The organism is Halomonas sp. (genome assembly GCF_041689495.1).
Lineage (GTDB): Bacteria > Pseudomonadota > Gammaproteobacteria > Pseudomonadales > Halomonadaceae > Halomonas.
In genome coordinates, this window is sequence record NZ_JBDNGD010000461.1 from 1 (window position 1) to 2663 (window position 2663).

At 61.5% G+C, this 2663-nt stretch carries 3 protein-coding genes; 2 read left to right on the forward strand and 1 reads right to left on the reverse strand.

The window, feature by feature from the left end:
- Positions 1-157: 157 nt before the first annotated feature.
- Positions 158-1063, reverse strand: coding sequence for an EamA family transporter RarD (gene rarD / locus ACESMD_RS14105; RefSeq protein WP_372614231.1), 906 nt, complete (start codon positions 1061-1063; stop codon positions 158-160).
- Between the two features lie 157 nt (positions 1064-1220).
- Between rarD and ACESMD_RS14110 the strand changes: the two genes are divergently transcribed.
- Entirely contained in the window at positions 1221-2036 is an 816-nt protein-coding gene (locus ACESMD_RS14110) for an amidohydrolase (protein WP_372614233.1), read from the forward strand.
- A partial coding sequence (locus ACESMD_RS14115; protein ID WP_372614235.1) for a pseudouridine synthase occupies positions 2036-2663 on the forward strand: 628 nt, incomplete at its 3' end. The genes ACESMD_RS14110 and ACESMD_RS14115, both read left to right, overlap by 1 nt.

A 2663-nucleotide genomic window follows, 5' to 3' on the forward strand; every position in this document is an offset into this window, starting at 1 on the left:
ACGTGGCATCAGCCCCGTGGCGTGGATTGCATGGAGGCAGGTTTCGATTTTGTGGGAAAGTTGCGTTATCAGGTACTTGGGCCATCGCATGATGGTAGCCGAATGTGTGCAGCCTAGACAGTAACGGAAAGACGCTAGTTACAGAATGCCTACAGAGTTACGGGGAGAGGGCACGGGGTCTTGATTGCCATGCTGACCAGGAATAGAGCGCCAGGCCCAGCCAGATCAGCAGGAAACTGCCGAGTTGAGCCATGCTCAGCGGCTCCCGGAAGACCAGTAGGGCGATGAAGAACTGTAGAGAGGGGTTGATGTACATCAGGAAGCCCAGGGTGGCCAGCCTCAGCCGCCGTGCCGCACCGGCGAAGGCCAGCAGTGGCAGGGCAGTGATCACCCCGCTGGCGACCAGCAGGGTGGTGGTGCGTCCATCGTCGAGGAAGTGGGAGAGCTCGGCCTGGGTGAGCCAGCCCAGGGCCATCAGGCCCAGAGGCATCAACAGCAGGGTCTCGACGAAGAGCCCCGAGAGGCCGTCCAGAGGCACCTGCTTGCGCAGCAGGCCATAGGTGCCGAAGCTCAGCGCCAGGGTCAGGCTGATCCAGGGCAACTCGCCGAGCATCACCAGCTGTACGCCGATGGCGAGGGTTGCCAGTCCAACGGCGAGTGCCTGTAGGCGGTGCATGACCTCCTTGAGTACCAGCATGCCCAGCCCGACATTGACTAGGGGAGTAAGGAAATAGCCCAGGCTTGCCTGGAGGACCTGGCGGCTTTCCACGGCATAGATATAGACTCCCCAGTTGATCGCGATCAAGAGGGCACAGCCCAGCACCCTGCCCAGGCGTGAGGGGTTCATCAGGGCATGGCGGACCGGTGTCCAGCGACCCAGGAAAGTGACCAGTCCCACCAGGAAGAGGCAGGACCAGATGACACGGTGGATCAATATTTCCAGTGCCGGCACGCCCTCGAAGAGGGCAAAGAACAACGGAAAGCAGCCCCACATCAGGTAGGCGGCCAGACCGAAGGCGACGCCCTTCGTCGTGTCGGGATCAGAAGGGGGGAGGGCGGACATGCAGGCCTCGTCGGGCAAAGGTACCAACTTAGCAGCCTATCGGAATTCTTGCCATCTCCTGATGGATCATACGGTGATTGATCATGCTGTGACGGCTGACGTTTCGACCTGCCTGGAGTAGTCTGGACGGCAAGGATTCACCAGAGCGGAGCCCCACATGAGCGAACTGCGAACTACCCTGGTGCAGTGCGATCTGCGCTGGGAAGACCCCACTGCCAACTGCCGGATGCTGGAAGAGACCCTGGGCGATCTGGGAAGCCAGGATACCGACCTGATCGTGCTGCCGGAAATGTTCTCCACCGGCTTCACCATGAATTCGCGGGACATGGCCGAACCCATGGATGAGAGTGCCACGGTGGCCTGGTTGCAGACACAGGCCCTCCGGCGTGGCTGCGTCGTCACCGGCAGTGTGGCCGTGGTGGAGGATGGTGACTATTTCAATCGTCTGGTCTGGGCAAGACCCGACGGCAGCCGGGTCACCTACGACAAGCGCCATCTCTTCCGCATGGCCGGCGAACACGAACGCTATGCCATGGGTCACGAGCGGGTGATCATGGAAATCAAGGGATTCCGCGTCTTGCTTAGCGTCTGCTACGACCTGCGCTTCCCGGTCTGGCTGCGGCAGCACCCCGACCCGGGCGAGCACTTCGAATACGACCTCCTGCTTTGCGTGGCGAACTGGCCGGCGCCGCGACGCCATCCCTGGCGCATTCTTCTTCAGGCTCGGGCCATCGAGAACCTCTGTCCGGTCATCGGCGTGAACCGGGTCGGCGAGGATGCCAAGGGCCTGGCCTACGCCGGCGATTCCATGCTTGTCGATGCCAAGGGCGAGGCGTTGATCGACGAAGCCCCGGATATCCCCTTCGTCCGGACGGGGCACTTGTCGCTGGAGGATCTGCAGGCCTTTCGCGAGAAATTTCCCGCCTGGCGCGATGCCGATCACTTCTCGCTGACCGATGGAGTGGGGTACTGATGCGCCTGGATCGTTTTCTGTCCGAGACGACCGAGCTCTCGCGCAGTCTCGCCAAGAAGGCGCTGCATCGCGAGGAGGTGGAGGTAGATGGCGAGGTGATCAGAAATCCCGTCACCCAGGTCGACCAGGACAGTCGAGTCAAGTGGAAGGGTTTGCCTCTTGTACTGGTCGGGCTGCGCTACGTGATGCTCAACAAGCCGTGTGACGTCGAATGCAGTGCTCGGCGTGGACGCTATCCGCTGGTCAGAGGGCTTATTAACCTGCCCCATGTCGAGTGCCTGCAGACAGTAGGACGGCTCGACGTCGATACCACCGGCCTGATCCTGCTGACCGACGACGGCCAATGGTCGCATCGGGTCACATCACCCAAGAGGAGTTGTGGCAAGGTGTATCGGGTCAGCCTGGCTGAGCCCTTGAGCGGTGAGGCTCTGGATCGCGCCGTTGCGGATTTTGCCGCCGGAATACAGCTGGATGGCGAAGAAAAGCGTACGCGGCCTGCCGAGCTTTCCATGCGCACACCGACCGAGGTCGTGCTGACGCTCCATGAAGGCAAGTACCACCAGGTAAAACGCATGTTCACCGCCATCGGCCATCATGTCCTGGCCCTGCACCGGGAGTCGATAGGAC

Bases quoted from the DNA above. Each gene is read 5' to 3' on its own strand.
- rarD (WP_372614231.1), bottom strand. From the start codon at position 1,063: ATGTCCGCCCTCCCCCCTTCTGATCCCGACACGACGAAGGGCGTCGCC.
- ACESMD_RS14110 (WP_372614233.1), top strand. From the start codon at position 1,221: ATGAGCGAACTGCGAACTACCCTGGTGCAGTGCGATCTGCGCTGGGAA.